The 16,484-nt window shown below is 68.0% G+C and carries 16 protein-coding genes; 10 read left to right on the forward strand and 6 right to left on the reverse strand.

Annotated elements, in window-relative coordinates; genetic code table 11:
* Positions 1-126: 126 nt before the first annotated feature.
* Positions 127-1,047, forward strand: a complete 921-nt coding sequence (locus QNA09_RS21655; protein ID WP_010593993.1) for an SMP-30/gluconolactonase/LRE family protein — start codon at positions 127-129, stop codon at positions 1,045-1,047.
* 62 nt (positions 1,048-1,109) lie between these two features.
* On the opposite strand, the gene QNA09_RS21660 is transcribed toward QNA09_RS21655, so the two are convergent.
* The 4 genes from QNA09_RS21660 to QNA09_RS21675 all read right to left on the reverse strand — a co-directional run bounded on the left by QNA09_RS21660 (position 1,110) and on the right by QNA09_RS21675 (position 5,635).
* A complete protein-coding gene (locus QNA09_RS21660) occupies positions 1,110-1,547 on the reverse strand; it encodes a nuclear transport factor 2 family protein (protein ID WP_248957369.1) in 438 nt (145 codons plus the stop codon).
* Between the two features lie 77 nt (positions 1,548-1,624).
* Positions 1,625-3,079, reverse strand: coding sequence for an aldehyde dehydrogenase (locus QNA09_RS21665; protein ID WP_017679788.1), 1,455 nt, complete (start codon positions 3,077-3,079; stop codon positions 1,625-1,627).
* A gap of 63 nt (positions 3,080-3,142) precedes the next feature.
* On the reverse strand, positions 3,143-4,333 hold the full coding sequence (locus QNA09_RS21670; protein ID WP_308072073.1) for an FAD-dependent oxidoreductase: 1,191 nt from the start codon (positions 4,331-4,333) through the stop codon (positions 3,143-3,145).
* A gap of 57 nt (positions 4,334-4,390) precedes the next feature.
* Positions 4,391-5,635 carry a cytochrome P450 gene (locus QNA09_RS21675; protein WP_017679790.1) on the reverse strand — a complete coding sequence of 415 codons (1,245 nt, stop codon included), beginning with the start codon at positions 5,633-5,635 and terminating at the stop codon, positions 4,391-4,393.
* 151 nt (positions 5,636-5,786) lie between these two features.
* On the opposite strand from QNA09_RS21675, the gene QNA09_RS21680 reads away from it, so the two are divergent.
* Complete coding sequence (locus tag QNA09_RS21680; protein ID WP_003938422.1) at positions 5,787-5,984, forward strand: ferredoxin; 198 nt, start codon at positions 5,787-5,789, stop codon at positions 5,982-5,984.
* A 181-nt stretch (positions 5,985-6,165) separates the two neighbouring features.
* Here the strand turns inward: QNA09_RS21680 and QNA09_RS21685 are convergent, their stop codons facing one another.
* Positions 6,166-6,873 (reverse strand): FadR/GntR family transcriptional regulator, encoded by a 708-nt coding sequence (locus QNA09_RS21685; RefSeq protein WP_010593998.1) that lies wholly within the window; start codon positions 6,871-6,873, stop codon positions 6,166-6,168.
* A 231-nt stretch (positions 6,874-7,104) separates the two neighbouring features.
* On the opposite strand from QNA09_RS21685, the gene QNA09_RS21690 reads away from it, so the two are divergent.
* The 7 genes from QNA09_RS21690 (at position 7,105) to QNA09_RS21720 (ending at position 14,019) form a co-directional block, all read left to right on the forward strand.
* Positions 7,105-7,890: an enoyl-CoA hydratase/isomerase family protein gene (locus QNA09_RS21690; protein WP_010593999.1), complete on the forward strand. Its 786-nt coding sequence runs from the start codon at positions 7,105-7,107 to the stop codon at positions 7,888-7,890.
* A 189-nt stretch (positions 7,891-8,079) separates the two neighbouring features.
* The gene (locus QNA09_RS21695; RefSeq protein WP_010594000.1) at positions 8,080-8,820 is read left to right on the forward strand and encodes a FadR/GntR family transcriptional regulator; all 741 of its coding nucleotides are present in this window, start codon (positions 8,080-8,082) and stop codon (positions 8,818-8,820) included.
* 267 nt (positions 8,821-9,087) lie between these two features.
* The gene (locus tag QNA09_RS21700; protein ID WP_010594001.1) at positions 9,088-10,209 is read left to right on the forward strand and encodes an NDMA-dependent alcohol dehydrogenase; all 1,122 of its coding nucleotides are present in this window, start codon (positions 9,088-9,090) and stop codon (positions 10,207-10,209) included.
* 106 nt (positions 10,210-10,315) lie between these two features.
* Entirely contained in the window at positions 10,316-10,861 is a 546-nt protein-coding gene (locus tag QNA09_RS21705; protein WP_017679791.1) for an SgcJ/EcaC family oxidoreductase, read from the forward strand.
* Positions 10,862-10,900: 39 nt separating this feature from the next.
* Positions 10,901-11,743, forward strand: coding sequence for a mycofactocin-coupled SDR family oxidoreductase (locus QNA09_RS21710; RefSeq protein WP_003938428.1), 843 nt, complete (start codon positions 10,901-10,903; stop codon positions 11,741-11,743).
* A 25-nt stretch (positions 11,744-11,768) separates the two neighbouring features.
* Complete coding sequence (locus tag QNA09_RS21715) at positions 11,769-13,565, forward strand: NAD(P)/FAD-dependent oxidoreductase (RefSeq protein ID WP_308072074.1); 1,797 nt, start codon at positions 11,769-11,771, stop codon at positions 13,563-13,565.
* Between the two features lie 31 nt (positions 13,566-13,596).
* Entirely contained in the window at positions 13,597-14,019 is a 423-nt protein-coding gene (locus QNA09_RS21720) for a nuclear transport factor 2 family protein (RefSeq protein ID WP_003938430.1), read from the forward strand.
* An 82-nt stretch (positions 14,020-14,101) separates the two neighbouring features.
* Here QNA09_RS21720 and QNA09_RS21725 read toward each other — a convergent pair whose 3' ends face one another.
* The gene (locus tag QNA09_RS21725; RefSeq protein ID WP_003938431.1) at positions 14,102-14,410 is read right to left on the reverse strand and encodes an EthD family reductase; all 309 of its coding nucleotides are present in this window, start codon (positions 14,408-14,410) and stop codon (positions 14,102-14,104) included.
* 289 nt (positions 14,411-14,699) lie between these two features.
* Between QNA09_RS21725 and QNA09_RS21730 the strand changes: the two genes are divergently transcribed.
* Positions 14,700-16,325, forward strand: coding sequence for an NAD(P)/FAD-dependent oxidoreductase (locus QNA09_RS21730; RefSeq protein WP_048771443.1), 1,626 nt, complete (start codon positions 14,700-14,702; stop codon positions 16,323-16,325).
* Positions 16,326-16,484 lie beyond the last annotated feature (159 nt).

A 16,484-nucleotide genomic window follows, 5' to 3' on the forward strand; every position in this document is an offset into this window, starting at 1 on the left:
ATTTGCAATACCGCGCGGCAGAGCCCTTTATCTATGCGCATGATTGGGCTAGCTTGGAAGAGAGTTCCGGGGGGCGTCTCCCCGCATCTGCCGTCTCCCCGCATCTACTACGGAAGGCCACCGACCATGACTGCCGGAAACCAGGACACCGCGCTGCAGAGCCCCATCGACACCGTCGTCTCCGACCGTGCCTTCCTCGAGTGCCCGCGCTGGCACGACGGACGGGTGTGGGTCTCGGATCTCTACCGGCACGAGGTGATCTCGATCGGTTCCGACGGTGCGGTCACCGTCGAGGCCACCCTCCCCGGCGACGAGCCGTCCGGGCTCGGCTGGCTGCCCGACGGGCGCCTGCTCATCACCGCGATGGAGTCCGGGCGGATCATGCGCCGCGAGCACGACGGCGAGATCGTCGTCCACGCCGATCTCTCCTCGGTCGCGACCGGCAAGCTCAACGACATGGTGGTCGCCGAGGACGGCACCGCCTACGTGGGCAGCTTCGGCTTCGAATTCAAACGCGACACCCCGATCGCGCCTGCCAACCTGATCCGCGTCGCGCCGGACGGCTCCTTCACCGTCGAGGCCTCCGACCTCCGCTTCCCCAACGGCATGGTGATCACCCCCGCCGGCACGCTGGTCGTCGCGGAGAGCATGGGCAACAAGCTGACCGCCTTCGACATCGGGGCCGACGGCCGGCTCGATGGGCAGCGCACCTGGGCCGCGTTCGGACCGGACCTGCCCACCGAGTCGGTCAAGGCCGCGATGAGCGCCGCGGCCGTCGCGCCGGACGGCATCTGCCTCGACAGCGACGGTGCGGTGTGGGTCGCCGACGCTCTCCACCGGCGGGTCATCCGCGTCGAGGAAGGTGGCACGATCACCGCCGAGGTGGTGTTCCCGACCGGGGTGTTCGCGTGCATGCTCGGCGGGCCGGAAGGCAACACCCTCTACGCCTGCGCGGCGCCGAACTCCTCGGAGGCCGCCCGTCGTCACACGCGCGACGCGAGCCTGCTCGCCACCCGCGTCGGCGCCACCCACGGCGGTCGCCCGTAGGACGGCCCTCAGGACGTGGGAAAGGGCGGCGATTCGACGAATCGCCGCCCTTTCCCGTTCGATCAGTAGGGCGCGTACGCCGCCGCGGAGGCCGGCTGGTCGAGCACGCGGTCCACCGTGATGTCCTTGCGCTCGATGAGCAGCGCACCGTTGCGCTCGGCGAACGTGTCGGCGTAGCGACCGTACAGCCGCTGCGTGCCCTCGGGGCCGGCCACCGTCGCCTCGAAGTACGCGTCGACCCGCACCCGGCCGTCGCCCTCGCCGGACACGCGGACGTTGGTGATCGCGTGGCGGGAGAACTCCGCGCCGGACTCGGCGAAGGCGCGGTAGACCCCGAGGAACTCCTCCGGCCCCACATCCTCCTTGCCGTTCTGGATGATCGAGACGTCGTCCGTGATCAGGGCGCGCAGGGCGTCGAGGTCACCCTCGTCCACGGCGGATGCATACGCGTACATCAGGTCTTCCGCGCGGCGGGCGAGGTCGGGGGATACCGCAGTCATGTCGGGTCCTTCGCTTTCGTCGGTGCCGGATACCGGGGTGCGCCCTCGTCGCGGACGCACCCCGCACCCGTCGTGGATCAGGGAAGCTGGATCAGCTTGGTCTCGAAGAACGCATCGAACCCTTCGATGCCGCCCTCACGGCCGAGACCGGACTGCTTGTAGCCGCCGAAGGGCTGCACGACGCACATCGCGTAGCCGTTGACGGAGATCTGCCCGGTGCGCACCCGTCGCGCGATGCTCTGGGCCAGCTCCTCGTCCTTCGCGTAGACGGAGCCGGACAGGCCGTAGTCCGAGTCGTTGGCGATGGCGACGGCCTCGTCGATCGAATCGAACGGGATCACCACCAGCACCGGTCCGAAGATCTCCTCCTGCGCGATGCGCATGTCGTTGGAGACGTCCGCGAACAGGGTCGGTTCGACGTACCAGCCGCGGTCGAGGTGGGCCGGCTTGCCGCCGCCGGTCACCAGCCGGGCGCCTTCCTTCTTCCCGACCTCGATGTAGTCGAGCACCCGCGTCTGCTGACGTTCGGCGGCGAGGGGTCCGAGGACCGTGTCCTCGTCCCGCGGGTCACCGACCTTCACGCTCTCCATCACCGCCTTGATCGCCTCGACGACCTCCTCCTGGCGCTCACGCGGGACGATGATGCGGGTGAGGGCGGCGCAGACCTGCCCCGAATGACCGATGCCGCCGAACACCATGCCGGGCAGGAAGGTATCGAGGTCGATGTCGTCGGCGATGATCGCGGCCGACTTGCCGCCGAGTTCGAGGGTGACCCGCTTGATCCGCTCTGCGGCCCGGCTCATGACCACACGACCGGCCGCCGTGCTGCCGGTGAAACTGATCTTGTCGACGTCCGGGTGGCTGACGAGGTAGTCACCCACCTCCCGTCCTGCCGGGACGACGCTGATGACGCCCTCGGGCAGGCCCGCGGCGTCGAGCGCCTCGGCCAGCATCATCATGGTGACGGGCCCCTCCGGGGCCGGCTTGAGCACCACCGTGCAGCCCGCGGCGAGCGCAGGCGAGATCTTCAGCGAGCCGGTCGCGACGGGACCGTTCCACGGGACCACGACCGCGACGACGCCGATGGGCTCCCGCACGATCTTGCCGTGCCCGCCCTTCCAGGTGCGCTCCTCCTCGAACGCGAAACGCTCGTGGAACGTGGCCGCGTCGTCCCACATGTCGACGGCGTTCTGGTGGAACAGCGTGGACACCGCTGCGGGAGCGCCCAATTCGAGGGTGAAGGCCTCGGCCATCTCCGGGATCCGCTTCTTCACCTCGTTCCCGACCCGCACGAGGATCTCCGCGCGCTCGGCGGGCGTCATCCGCGGCCAGGGGCCTTCGTCGAACGCCTTGCGCGCCGCCGCGACGGCGCGGTCCATGTCGGCCTCGCGCGCCTCGGGCACGGTCGCGATGACCTCACCGTTGATCGGGGAGATCACCTCGATCACCGCGTCGCTGGACGGCTCGACCCACGATCCGCCGATGAACAGCTTGTCGTAGCTCTTCAACTGGATGGGAGTGGCTGTGGTCATGCTGTGTTCCTCCACTCGACCGCGGACTCTCGCCACGGCGACTCGCTGGATGGGATGGGAGTACTACTTCACTGCCGGCGCCGGCGCCTGCAGGGGCGCCGACAGATCCCGGATCGCGTCCGGATCCACGACGGCACGACGATCGATCGCCATGCGGGCTTGCACCATGTGCCGGGGGGAATCGACGCTCAGGTGCGCGGTGAGCTGCCCGGCGGAATCGAACCAGGCCGCACCCCACTTGCCGTCCGCACCCTCCCGGAACACCATATCGTCGGATTCGCTTCTGTGTCCGACGAATTGGATCTTGTGCCCGAACTGGTCGCTCCAGAAGTACGGGATCGGGTCGAAGACGGGCGGCGACTGCGGCCGCAGGAGTGCACCGGCGACCGTCGCCGGTCCGGTGCGCGCCTCGTCCCAGTGCTCACCACCGAGTCGTGTCCCGAACCGGGGCGACCAGCGCATCGCGACGTCGCCGACGGCGAACACCGACGGGTCGGAGGTACGCAGCGACTCGTCGACGACGACCCCGCGATCGATCTCGAGACCGGAGCCGGTCAGCCAGCCCACGTCGGGCCGCACTCCGATACCGGTGACGACGACGTCCGCCGGGAGCGCGGTGCCGTCGTCCAGCGTCAGTCCGCCGGGCGTGATCTCGCCGACGCCGGTGCCGCAGCGCAGATCGACCCCGTCCCACCACGCGTGCAGCCGCTCGGCCACCTGCGCGCCCAGCGGTCCCGCGAGCGGCCGGGGCCCGGCTTCCACGCAGGTCACCGAGCAGCCCAGAGCCAGTGCGGTCGTGGCGATCTCGGCGTTGATCCAGCCGGCACCGACGAGGACGACACGGGCTCCCGGGCGTAGCTCGGCGCGAAGACGCTCGGCGTCCGCGGCGGTGCGCAGCACGAGTTGCCGGCCCGCGCCGGGCAGGGTGACCGGGGCCGCGCCGGTCGCGACGACCAGCGCATCGTAGGAGTGCTCGCCGGCATCGGTGCGCACCACCCGGGCGGCGGTGTCGAGCGACCGGGCCCGGACCCCGAGGCGCAGTTCGACACCGAGCGCCGCGTAGTCGACGTCGAACGTGGTGTCCTGCGGCTCGGCGAGTGCGGACTTGCTCAGCGGCGGCCGGTCGTACGGCGGGGTGGGCTCGGCGCAGAGCAGTTCGAGCTCACCGTCGAAGCCTTCGGCGCGCAGCGCCTCACACGTGCGGAGCCCGGCGAGGCCGCCGCCGACGACGACGATTCTTCGGCCGTTGAACACGGCGTTCCCCTGTCCTGTCGATGAATCGGATGATGCGGTGGACGTGCTCGGCACCCCTCAGTACAGGGTGTAGTCCGACAGCACCCGCGGGCCCGGCGTGTAGGTGGCCGGGATCCGCTGCCAGCCCATGTTGGTGCCCTGGTGCGGGTACCGCTCGAGCGCGGAGAAGTCCACCTCGTAGTCGGGCATCCGCTCGAGAATCTGGCTGATGAGCGTCTTGGACATGTAGCGACCGAGATGCGATCCGGCGCAACGATGTACACCGATCCCGAAGGCGGTGTGCCGGTTCGGCCACCGTTCGATGTCGATCTCGTCCGGGTTCTCGAAGAGCTTCTCGTCGCGGTTGGCCGACGACCACGACAGCAGCACCCGGTCGCCCTTCTTCATGGGGCAGCCCTGGAAGTCGGTGTCCTTGGTGACGGTCCGGGCGAGCGCCTGGGTGGGCGAGAAATACCGCAGGAACTCCTCGACGGCGTGGTCCATCAGACTCGGGTCGTCGATCAACCGCTGACGCACGGCCGGGTGCTCCGCGAGCCACACGAGGGCCTGGCTCACCAGGGACGCGGTGGTTCCGACACCGCCGGCGAGCAGCAGATCGACGATCGAGTACATCTCGAAGTCGTTGAGCGGGCGGCCGTCGATCTCCTGCTGCACGAGGTAGCTGATGATGTCGTCGGTGGGGTTCTCGCGTCGTGCCCGGATGGTCTCGCGCATGCGATCACCCAGGTAGGGGAACTCGACCTCCATCGCGTGGCGGTAGTCGTCGCTTCCCGGGATGCCGGCGAGCGCCTGGTGGTGCGCATGGGAGTAGCGCTTCCAGTCGGCCAGGTCGAGGCCGAGCCAGTCCACCGTCACGATGGAGGGAACCGCGATGACCGAGGTGAGGTCGCATTGCCCGTCCTCGATCACGCTGTCGATGAACCCGGCGGTGTGGCGGTCGACGAGTGCCTTCATCCGCTCGACGGCCGCGGGCGCGGTGATCGGGTTGACGATCTTGCGGTACTTGCGGAACTCCGGGGGATCGAGCTCGATGGGGATGTGGAAGTGCATCGGAGTCTTCGGGATGACAACCGAAAGGCCTTCTCCCCCATATTCGTTACGCGCCGACGAGAACGTCTCGTCGTCACGGGCGGCCTCGAAGACCGAGTCGTAGTCGCTGAGCACCCAGTACCCGCCGTGCGCCTCCGTCCAGGCGACTCGCTCGTTCTGGCGAACCTTGCGGTACGAGGCGACCGGATCGGCAGAGTGCTCCTGCGAATTGTGGTCGAAGTTGATGACGGGGCAACGATTGCGGCTGTCCATCGCGTGGACCCTCCTGCGTCGGATCGGGCATCTCCTGCTAATGGTTATAACAGATGATATAGTAGTGTAGATCACACCGCCAGCCCGGCCATCAAATCAAATGTTCAACGAGCTGGCATCCTCGATATCCGGATGACGGAAGGAGCGACCGATGAAGGTTGTTGTCGACGAGAACCACTGCCAGGGCCACGGGCTGTGCTTCATGACCTCCCCCCAGGTCTTCGCGCTGCGCGAGGAGGACGGCCACGCGTACGTCCTGCCCGGGGGCGACGACCCGGCCAACGAGCACGCCGCACGCGAGGCAGCCGCGTCCTGCCCCGAGCGTGCGATCTCCGTCGTCACCGAGTGACGACGCCTTTCGATCGGCCGGCACACGACGCAGGAAGGGGCCCCGGATACGTATCCGGGGCCCCTTCCTGCGCCTGCGGTGGGCCTCAGCCTTGCGTCTGCGGTGGGCGTCAGCCCTGCGTCTGCGGTGCGCGTCAGCCCTGCGCCCGCGGTGGGTCTCAGCCCTGCGCCCGCGGTGGGCCTCAGCCCAGTGCGCGGTCCCACTGGATGACCTGATCGAGCAGGTCGGGGTACTTGCGCTGGGCATACCGCCGGTAGGCGTTGATGTGGTCGCGCATGCGTTCCTCGGAGCCGATCTCGTCCCCCTGGGAGAGCGACTCGTAGATCCGGGTGTGCGCGACGATGATCGCCTCGCGCCGGTGCGGTGGGTAGTCGATGCCGACCGCCGTGCCGTCCATGATGCCGAGCAGGGAATCGACCATGTACCCGAACAGCGGATTGCCCGAGGACCAGGCGATCAGGTCGTGGAAGCTCTTGTTCGCCTCGAGGAACTCGTGCTGGTCACCGAGCGATCCGTGCATCCGGTCGATGGTTTCCTTCAGATCGACGAGCGTCTCGCCGCTGATGCGCTGGGCGGCCAGCCGGCTGATCATCGGCTCGAGGGCGGTGCGCGCCTCGATGATGACGCTGAACGGGGCGTCCTTGAGCTGCATGAGGAGGATGAGCGAACTCGCAAGATGGGACGCGTCGGGGTCCAGCATCACCGGCCCGCCTCTCGGTCCCGGCTTGAGAGCGATGACCCCCTGGAATTCCAGCAATCGCAGGGCTTCCCGCAGTGTGCCACGACCGATCTCGTACTTCTCGAGCATGATCCGCTCCGACGGCAGCAGATCGCCCGCCGCCAGATTCTGCCTGGTCGCGTCCCTGATGATGTGCTGCGCCACCACCATGGCCGCTTTGGGCGCCCGTCCTGTGATCATCGCGCCTTCTCCTCCCCGGAGCGCCCGCCGGCTCGGGAACGCCGTCCGGAGCGGACACTCCCCACTTCCCGCCGAGCCAAAATAATGCTAACGATTATAACGTACAGTTCGTGTGTCGGGCCGGAAAAGATGCGCCGAGCGAGCCGCATCTCCCAGGTACCCAGCCCAGCCGAACCGTGAACCTCGATCGAAGGAGTTCCGATGAGCAGCCCCGCCTCCACCACCACGAGCGTCGTTCTCGACTCGGTCGACTCGAGCCTGTGGATCCGGCTCAACCGGCCCGAGCGCCGCAACGCGTTCGACGCCGAGATGTGCGCGGTCATGGTCGACGCGCTCCACAACGCCACCGAATACCGCTCGGTGGTCATCACCGGATCCGGTGGAAGCTTCTGCGCCGGCGGGTCGCTCGGACAGCTCAGTCAGCCGACCGTCAAGGAACTGCGCGGTCTCTACCGGTCCTCGCTCGAACTGTTCGACGCGATCCGCACCTGCCCCCGGCCGGTCGTCGCGGCCGTCAACGGTGCCGCGGCGGGCGGCGGCAACGAGCTGGTGGTGGCCTGCGACCTCGCCGTCGCCGCCCGCTCGGCGACCTTCGGGCAGACCGGCCCCCGCGTCGGTAGTTCTCCGGTCAGCGGCGCCACGAACGTGATGGGCGTTCAGATCGGCGAGAAGCGCGCCAAGGAACTGTCGCTGCTGTGCCGGCGCTACCCGGCCGAGCGCGCGTACGAGATGGGACTGGTGAACGAGGTGGTCGACGACGAACTCCTCGAGGAATCCGTCCGTTCGCTGTGCCGCGAGTTCGAGGCACTGAGCCCGCGGTACCTCGAGATCACGAAGGTCAGTTCGAACATCTGGTGGAACTCCGCCCGGGACTCCTTCAGCAACGGCCTCGGCATGCTCGTCCAGGCGATCGGCAGCGCCGACATGGTCGAGGGCGCGCAGGCATTCCTGGAGAAGCGCAAGCCGCAGTTCCCGCCCGCCGAATAGACACACGTTCGATAATGGTGCACATCAATGTGCACAATCGCGTGCACAATGAGTACAGTGCACATTTCGGATCGACCGGGGACGTAGCCCAGCCGATCCGCCGACACGGCGAGCACCCGCTCCGCCGTGAGAGCCTCCGCTTCCCGGAAGTCAGGAGGCCGAGAGGCTGAGGAGGCTTTCGTGGCTGCAATGTCGAGAGGCCCGAAGACGTCGCTGGTGGTAGCCCAGCAGATCGTCCGGGATACGGCGCGAAAAGGTCTGCAGCCCGGGGACCTGCTGCCCCCGGAGAAGGCGATGCTCGAGGAGTACCAGATCGGCCGCGGGACCCTGCGCGAGGGACTGCGGCTGCTCGAGTTCCAGGGCATGATCGCCCTCAAGCCGGGACCCAAGGGCGGTCCCGTCCTCCTCGACCCCGACGCGTCCCACCTGGCGAGCACCATCATCCTGCTGATGCAGCTCCAGAACGCCTCCCTCAACACCATCGTGGAGGCCCGCACCGCCCTCGAGCCCGTCATCTGCCGCCTGGCCGCCGAGCGGATCAGCGACGAGAACCTGCAGGAGCTGAAGCAGTCCGTCGACCGGATGCAGCAGTCGTTCGACACCGCGGACATCGACACGTTCCTCGAGACGAACAAGCAGTTCCACGACGTCATCGCCTGGTCCACCGGCAACGCGCTCTTCGGCTACCTGACGGACGCGCTGCTCCGGATCACCGGCGGCACGGTGATGGGCGTCGACCATCCCGCCCCGCTGCGGGAGACGACGCTCAAGGCGCACACGCAGATCTACGAGGCGCTGAATTCGCACGACGCGGACCTGTCCGAGGACCGGATGCGCGACCACATCAACGAGTACGTCCGCTACGCCGAGCGCAAGTTCCCCGAACTCCTGAGCCAGGTCCTGCCCTGGAACCAGGCGCTCGGCGGCTGACCACGACCGTCGGCGACGTCCGGCGACACGGACCCCAGCGGGCCCGCACCGAGCACCGGCTCGGCGCGGGCCCGCCGTCGTTGCGGGCCGTCCCGCCGCCCGCCCGGCCTCCCGCGCCCCCGCTTCCCTCGCGCTATTGCTTATATCCATTCGTATGGTTATGGTGATAGCGATCACATGCACACATCGCGATCACATCCGTCGAGCCCGCGCCGGAGCCCTGCCCCGGCCGCCGCTCGCGCCTTCACCCCGTCACGAGGAGAAGCCATGAAGACCATCGGAGCGCTGCTGTGGGAGCCGGGAACCCGGTCCGGTTGGAGCGTCGAGGAAATCGAGATCGATCCCCCCAAGAGCCGGGAGGTGCGGGTCAAGCTCGCCGCCTCCGGCATCTGCCACAGTGACGACCACGTCGACACCGGCGACATCCCCCTCGACTGGGCGCCGATCATCGGTGGCCACGAAGGCGCCGGCGTGATCGAGGAACTCGGCCCGGACGTCACCGGTTTCGAGGTCGGCGACCACGTCGTCCTGTCCTTCCTGCCGTCCTGCGGCCACTGCAAGATGTGCACCATCGGCCGTTCCAACATGTGCGAGATGGGTGCCGGCGTGCTCGCGGGCTACGCACCCGACGGCACGCACCGCGTCCACGCCCGCGGCCAGGGCGTCGGCCCGTTCTCCTACCTCGGCACCTTCTCGCCGTACGTCGTGGTCAACATCGACTCGTGCGTGAAGATCGGCAAGGACATCCCGCTCGACAAGGCCGCGCTCATCGGCTGCGGCGTGCCCACCGGCTGGGGATCGTCCGTCTACGCGGCCGACATCCAGCTCGGTGACACCGTGGTCGTCATCGGCACCGGCGGTGTGGGCATGAACGCCGTCCAGGGCGCCCGGCACAAGGGCGCCAAGAACATCGTCACGATCGACCCGGTCGAGTTCAAGCGCGACCAGGCGAAGATCTTCGGTGCCACCCACACCACCGAGAACTTCGACCAGTGCCGCGAGGTCGTCGATCAGCTCACCGACGGCCAGGGCGCCGACGTCGTCATCATCACGGTCGACATCGCCTACGGGCACCTGCTGAACCCCGCCCAGGAGATGACCCGTCGCGGCGGCACCCTGGTGCTCACCTCGGCGGCGCCGGTCACCCAGCGCGACGTGCCGTTCGACCTGTTCACCTTCGCGATGTCGGGCAAGCGCCTGCAGGGCACCCTGTACGGCACCACGACGGCGCGCCGCGACATCCCGCTCATCGCCGACATGTACCGCCGCGGCGAGTTCAAGCTGGACGAGCTGGTCACCAAGACCTACAAGCTCGAGGACATCAACACCGCGTTCAAGGATCTCCGCGACGGCAAGAACATCCGCGGCGTCATCATGTACGACGACTAGATCGGCACGCGCGACTGCGCGGGTGATCCGCGCCCGGCACCCGGGCCGGGACGGAATCGACACTCCGTCCCGGCCCGTCCGTGTACCTCCGACAGGAACAGAGCCGATGACTGCCTCGAACCTCGCGGACCTCGATTCCGCCGCCCTGAGCCGCCTCGTCGCCAAGGACGAGATCCGGGATCTCGCAGGGCGTTACGCCCTGGCCGTCGACGACCACGACATCGACGCCGTCCTGTCGATGTTCACCGAAGACGGTGTCTTCGAGGTCGCCGGCACCGAACTGTGCGGCCGTGAGCAGATCCGCCCCTTCTACGTCTCCAGCATGGACCGTTACCACACCATGCTGCACACCCCCGAGATCCACCTCGTCACGATCGAAGACGACTCGCACGCAAGCGGAATCATGACCGGCCACGCCGAACTGGCCGTCCACGACACGCTGATGATGACCGCCTTCCGCTATCGGGACCGGTACGTGCGGCGGGACAGCACATGGCTTTTCGAAAGACGCACCGTATCGTTCATGTACGCGGTACCGTTCGAGTCGATGGGCTCGAGTTTCCGTACCACCAAACGGATTCGGTGGCCCCAGACCCGATACACCGAAGCCGACTATCCGGAGTCGGCTCCCACCTGGAACACCTACCGCTGACGGCGGATCGGGCCCGTCGGCGGCCCCGAAGGAGCAGCTATGACAGGACGGGTAGCAGGTAAGGTCGCGTTCATCACGGGGGCGGCCCGCGGCCAGGGACGCAGTCACGCGATCCGCCTCGCCGAGGAGGGCGCCGACATCGTCGCTCTCGATGTCGCCGAGGAGATCGAGAGCGTCACCCGCTTCTACCCCGGCGCCACCGAGGAGGACCTGGCCGAGACGGTGCGCGCCGTCGAGGCCCTCGACCGCCGGATCATCGCCCGCAAGGCCGACGTCCGCAACTTCGACGCCGTGAAGGCCGTCGTCGACGAGGGCATCGCCGAACTCGGCCGGATCGACATCGTCGCCGCCAACGCGGGGATCTTCCTCTTCGGCGACGAGACGCACCTCGTCACCGAACGCGACTGGGACGACGTCCTCGACATCAACCTCAAGGGCGTGTGGCACACCTGCAAGGCCGTCACCCCGCACCTGATCGAGCAGGGCACCGGTGGCTCGATCGTCATCACCAGCTCCACCGCAGGCCTGAAGGGCACGCCGAACGTGGCGCCCTACACCGCGAGCAAGCACGCCGTGGTCGGCCTGATGCGCACGCTGGCACTGGAATTGGGGCCGCACGGCATCCGCGTCAACACCGTGCATCCCACCGGCGTCGCCACGGACATGATCCTGAACGAATCCTGCTTCCGGCTGTTCCTCCCGGACGTGGAACATCCCACGCAGGAACAGGCCGCACCGGTCTTCGCCACCACCAACGTCCTGCCCGTGCCGTGGATCGAACCGATCGACATCTCCAACGCGGTGCTCTACCTCGCCTCCGACGAGGCCCGGTACGTCACCGGCACCGAACTCAAGGTCGACGCCGGCTACACCCTGCGCTGATCCGGCCGGACGAACGGGAGACCTCATGACCGCAAGACTCGACACCCCGCGTCTCGATCCCGCCCGCCCCGCCGAGGTCGCCGAGCGCTGGCTCGCGGATTTCGCCGATGCACTCCGGTCGGGCGGTACCGGCGACTATCCGGATGCTCTCGCCACCGACGCATGGTGGCGCGACCTGCTCGCCTTCACCGGTGATCTGCGCAGCCTGCACGGCGAATCGGCGATCCGCCCGCTGCTCACCGGCGCGGCGGACCTCGAGGTCCGCGACGAGGCACTCGATTCCTCCGCTCCGCCGGTTCTGCTGCCCACCGGCGACGGTCCGCCGGTGATACAGCTGCTCTTCCGTCTCACCGTCCGCTTCGGACAGGTCCGTGGCGTCGCGCGCCTGACGCCGGACGAGACGGACCGCTGGCGTGCGACCGCCGTGCTGACCGCCCTCGACAGTCTCGTCGGGGCCGAACCGGCTGTGGGAGAGCGCCGTCCGATCGGTGCGCCGGAACCCGGGGAACGCGTCACCACCCACTGGGGGGACCACCGCCGCCTCGCGAACGAGTGCACCGACCGGGATCCGGACGTCCTCGTGATCGGTGCCGGGCATTCCGGGCTCGGACTCGCCGCCTACCTGGGCGCGATGAACGTGCACACGCTCGTCGTCGAACGCAACGAGCGCGTGGGCGACAACTGGCGCAACCGCTACGACTCGCTGGTGCTGCACGACCCCGTGTGGTCGAACCATCTGCCGATGATGCCGTTCCCACCCACGTGGCCGGTGTTCACGCCGAAGGACAAGATGGGTGACTGGCTCGAAATCTATTCCCGGGCCCTGGAACTGAACGTGTGGACCCGCACGGAGCTGGTGAGCGCCTCCTACGATCCGGCGACGGAGCGCTGGGACGTGCTCCTCGACCGCGGCGGCGAACGGCGCGTCCTGCATCCGCGCCACGTGGTCCTGGCCACCGGCCTGAGCGGAACCGAGCCGCTCGTCCCGGACATTCCGGGGAGCGAAGAATTCGCGGGCGAGCTGCTGCATTCCGGCCGGTACACGACGGACCCACGACGGAGCGGCCGGAACGTCGTCGTCATCGGCACCGGCAACAGCGGCCACGACATCGCGCAGGACCTGTACAACACCGGCGCGAACGTGACCCTCGTCCAGCGGGGTCCGACGTACGTCGTCGGCGGCACCACCGTGGTCGACGTCATGCTGAAGCCGGCCTACGGCGAGGACACCGCGCCCACCGAGATCGCCGACCTCGTCGGCGCGTCGTTCGCGCGACGGGACGAGGGCTTCGTCGACGGGCTGCGTACCGCGGTCGCGGCGATGGCCGACATCGATCGCGACCTGCTCGATGCCCTGAGCGCCCGGGGATTCCGCCACAGCCTGGGCGACGGCGGGACCGGAGCGATGAACCTCTTCCTCACCCGCAACGGCGGCTACTACATCGACGTCGGCGCTTCGCGGCTCGTCGCGGACGGGTCGATCGGGCTGGTCGCCGGGAAGACCGTCGAACGGTTCGTCCCCGAGGGAGTCGTGATGTCGGACGGCACCGTCCTGCCCGCCGACACCGTCGTGTTCGCCACCGGATTCCGGGGCATTCTCGACACTGCCCGTCGCGTCCTGGGCGACGCGGTCGCCGACCGGTGCGGACCGGTCTGGGGCCTCGACGACGAGGGCGAGATCCGGTCGGTGTGGCGACGTTCCGGCCACGACGGGTTCTGGTTCAGCGGCGGCAATCTCACGTTCGCCCGGATCTACAACAAGTACCTCGCACTGCAGATCAGAGCCGACCTGGACGGCATCGACCTGCCGTCCGTTCCTTGACCCATTCCCTCGAGTACACGGAGACCGACACATGCGCGCCGACGACATCGACGAGATCATCCGCGTCACCCACCTCTACGCCCGGGGTCTCGACCGGTTCGACCCCAAGGAAGCCCTGTCCGCCTTCGCACCCGACGGGGTGTGGGACGCCAGCGCCGTGGGCCTGACGCGGTACGAGGGCCACGAGCAGATCCTCGACTTCTTCGAGCGGGACGCACAGGCGGTGGACAAGCAGTTCCACATCATCACCAATCACGTGATCGACTTCGAGGACGACGACCATGCCACCGGTACGAATTACGTCTTCTCCGAAGCGGAGATGAAGAACGGCGCCGCCATCAAGGCGATCGCACTCAACGAGGACCGTTACGTCCGTACCGCCGACGGCTGGAAGATCGCCGAGCGGATCATCACGGGTCTCACCACCCCGCAGATGGACGGCTTCGACGCCTGACCGTGCGATGCCGAGACACGCGACCGGGGTGGGGACTGCGCAGTCCCCACCCCGGTCGCGTGTCTCCGGTCGGTGTACCGGGTCAGATGTCCTTGGTGATCTCGTAGAAGTCGAACGAGACGCCGGCCTGCGCGAAGTTCTCGAGGTCGGCTGCGCCCTGCTGTCCTTCCGGCGACGCCATGTCCGCGAGCATGGCTTCCTTGCTGTCCCAGTCGCATACCGCGACCAGGAAGTGCGGCGGGGTGCTGCCGTCGGGAGTGGAGCACACGCCCCATTCGTAGTTCCGGATGCCCTGCTGCTTCAGTGCGAGCTTGGAGTGCACGTTGCGGTAGTGGTCGAGGAACTTCTCGGGATCCTCGGGGTGGTTGTAGGCGGCGACGAGTCGGTACATGTCGACCTCTTTCGATGGTGGATTCGGAAATTCTCCGCAGGCAGCGGGCCCGCACGCGGGGCGGTGGAGTGCTCCCGCACGCAGGGAGGAGACAGGAAGCCCGCCACATATATTCACTCCCCGTCTTTGATTATATCCATTCGCATTGATAGAGTGATACCCGTCACAGACTTTTTCCGCGGCGGCCGATCAGCCGGGCGGATCATGCTCCCGCCGGACCCACCGAATCCGCGAGTCCGGCGGCAACATCGGCACATCCGATCGAATCCCCAGTCAGAGAGGCCATCCGATGACTGCAACTCCCACCCCCACCGCCGCTACCGAGGTCGATGCCGTCGTCGTCGGCGCGGGCTTCGCAGGCCTGTACCTGCTGTGGAAGCTGCGCCGCCACGGTTACACCGCCGTCGCCCTCGACAAGGGCAAGGAGGTCGGCGGCACCTGGCACTGGAACCGCTACCCCGGCGCCCGCTGCGACGTGGACAGCCACGACTACTCCTTCGGGTTCGACGAGGATCTCGAGCAGGAGTGGGAGTGGAGCGAGCGTTACCCGTCGCAGCCCGAACTGCAGGCGTACCTCTCGCACGTCGCCGACCGGTTCGACCTGCGCCGCGACATCCGGCTCGAAACCACGGTCACCGAAGCCCGTTTCGACGAGGGCGAGCAGAAGTGGCACGTCCGCACCGACCGGGGCGACGAGTACGTCGCTCGGTTCTGCCTCATGGCCGTCGGCTGCCTGTCGGTACCGAAGGACGTCGACGTCCCCGGCCTCGACAAGTTCCAGGGACCGATCTACCGCACCAGCGCGTGGCCGGAGGAGGGGGTGGACTTCACCGGTCTGCGGGTCGCCGCGGTCGGTACGGGTTCCTCCGGGGTGCAGGCCATCCCGGAGATCGCCAAGCAGGCCGGCACGCTGACCGTCCTCCAGCGCACCGCCAACTTCGTCATTCCCGCCCGCAACCACAAGCTCGACCCGGAGTTCGTCGCGAACGTCAAGGCGAACTACCGCGCGCGGCGCCAGGCCTGCCGGACCGCCGCCGCCGGCTGCATCCGCGACGACAACCCGAAGGCCGCGTACGACGTCAGCGACGACGAGCGGTGGGCCGAGTACGAGAAGCGCTGGCAGGGCGGCGGCATCGCCTTCCTCGGCGCGTTCGCGGACCTGATGGTCGATCAGCGGGCCAACGACTCGGTGTGCGACTTCGTCCGGGCCAAGGTCGACGAGATCGTCGACGATCCGGACGTCGCGGACAGCCTCAAGCCGTTCGGCTACCCGATGGGCGCGAAGCGGCCCGTCATCGGCACGGACTGGTACGAGACGTTCAACCGCGACAACGTCGAACTGGTCGACCTGCGGAAGAAGCCCCTCGACAGCTTCACCGAGCACGGCATGCATCTCGCCGACGGCACCGAGTACGAGTTCGACGCCGTCGTGCTCGCCACCGGGTTCGACGCCTTCACCGGCGCGTTCACGCAGATCGACATCCGCGGCCGCGGCGGTCTGCCGTTGCGGGAGGCGTGGCAGGAGGGCCCGAAGACACACCTGGGCCTGGGCACCGCGGGCTTCCCCAACATGTTCATCATCGCCAACGTCGGCAGCCCGTCGGTGCTGTCGAACATGGTGACCGCCATCGAGCAGCACGTCGAGTGGACGGTCGAGACCATGGATCACATGCGCGAGCACGGACTGACCACGATCGAGGCCACCGAGGAGGCGCAGAACCAGTGGGTCGAGACCGTGGAGGAGATCGCGAACATGACCCTGTGGCCGCAGGGTGAGTCCGGATCCTGGTACCGCGGGCAGAACATCCCCGGCAAGCCGCAGATCTTCATGCCCTACGCCGGCGGCATCGTGCTCTACGAGCAGACGTGGAACGAGGTCCGCGACGCGGACTTCAAGGGATTCGTCCTGGCCTGATGTCGGGGCCTCGCGCCGGGCGATCGCAACCAGCGATCGCCCGGCGCCTTTCGCTGCGTCGCTCGTATCACGCGGGTGGATCTCGCACCGAGCGGGAGGATCTCGCGCCGAAACGCGAGACGCGACGACGACAACCTCCCGCTCGACGCAGCAACATCC

Origin of the sequence: Rhodococcus sp. AH-ZY2 (genome assembly GCF_030916465.1) — a bacterium.
GTDB lineage: Bacteria > Actinomycetota > Actinomycetes > Mycobacteriales > Mycobacteriaceae > Rhodococcus > Rhodococcus ruber.

Bases quoted from the DNA above. Each gene is read 5' to 3' on its own strand.
- QNA09_RS21730 (WP_048771443.1), top strand. From the start codon at position 14,700: ATGACTGCAACTCCCACCCCCACCGCCGCTACCGAGGTCGATGCCGTC.
- QNA09_RS21700 (WP_010594001.1), top strand. From the start codon at position 9,088: ATGAAGACCATCGGAGCGCTGCTGTGGGAGCCGGGAACCCGGTCCGGT.
- QNA09_RS21720 (WP_003938430.1), top strand. From the start codon at position 13,597: ATGCGCGCCGACGACATCGACGAGATCATCCGCGTCACCCACCTCTAC.
- QNA09_RS21725 (WP_003938431.1), bottom strand. From the start codon at position 14,410: ATGTACCGACTCGTCGCCGCCTACAACCACCCCGAGGATCCCGAGAAG.
- QNA09_RS21710 (WP_003938428.1), top strand. From the start codon at position 10,901: ATGACAGGACGGGTAGCAGGTAAGGTCGCGTTCATCACGGGGGCGGCC.
- QNA09_RS21665 (WP_017679788.1), bottom strand. From the start codon at position 3,079: ATGACCACAGCCACTCCCATCCAGTTGAAGAGCTACGACAAGCTGTTC.
- QNA09_RS21680 (WP_003938422.1), top strand. From the start codon at position 5,787: ATGAAGGTTGTTGTCGACGAGAACCACTGCCAGGGCCACGGGCTGTGC.
- QNA09_RS21685 (WP_010593998.1), bottom strand. From the start codon at position 6,873: ATGGTGGTGGCGCAGCACATCATCAGGGACGCGACCAGGCAGAATCTG.
- QNA09_RS21655 (WP_010593993.1), top strand. From the start codon at position 127: ATGACTGCCGGAAACCAGGACACCGCGCTGCAGAGCCCCATCGACACC.
- QNA09_RS21660 (WP_248957369.1), bottom strand. From the start codon at position 1,547: ATGACTGCGGTATCCCCCGACCTCGCCCGCCGCGCGGAAGACCTGATG.
- QNA09_RS21690 (WP_010593999.1), top strand. From the start codon at position 7,105: ATGAGCAGCCCCGCCTCCACCACCACGAGCGTCGTTCTCGACTCGGTC.
- QNA09_RS21705 (WP_017679791.1), top strand. From the start codon at position 10,316: ATGACTGCCTCGAACCTCGCGGACCTCGATTCCGCCGCCCTGAGCCGC.
- QNA09_RS21695 (WP_010594000.1), top strand. From the start codon at position 8,080: ATGTCGAGAGGCCCGAAGACGTCGCTGGTGGTAGCCCAGCAGATCGTC.
- QNA09_RS21675 (WP_017679790.1), bottom strand. From the start codon at position 5,635: ATGGACAGCCGCAATCGTTGCCCCGTCATCAACTTCGACCACAATTCG.
- QNA09_RS21715 (WP_308072074.1), top strand. From the start codon at position 11,769: ATGACCGCAAGACTCGACACCCCGCGTCTCGATCCCGCCCGCCCCGCC.